The organism is Bacillus sp. GbtcB14, from assembly GCF_019091205.1.
Lineage (GTDB): Bacteria > Bacillota > Bacilli > Bacillales > Bacillaceae_G > Bacillus_A > Bacillus_A cereus_AG.
On the sequence record NZ_JAGXJT010000326.1, the window covers coordinates 1 to 234 of the forward strand.

The following is a 234-nucleotide window of genomic DNA, read 5'->3' on the forward strand; positions in this document are numbered from 1 at the left end:
TAGAGGGCATTTTGCAAATGCTGATCGTATAAATGTGATTGTAGAAACTAACACATTTCACGGTCCGAATGTTGGAGGGGTTAGTTCATACCAAAATAACTGGTATGTAAAATACCTGTATAATACATTCATCGAGTGTGCATTTGTTATCAAGGAGGATAATTTTGTCAATGGAGTTGTCTGTAATAAGGGTAGTGTAAAATTAATGGGTGATCAAGGTGCAGTGGTTCAAAA

General features: G+C 35.9%; 1 protein-coding gene. It reads left to right on the forward strand.

Annotation, left to right across the window (positions count from 1 at the left end):
- Positions 1-234, forward strand: a 234-nt coding sequence (locus tag KVT31_RS30035; protein ID WP_217613777.1) for a hypothetical protein, incomplete at both ends; no start/stop codon positions are given.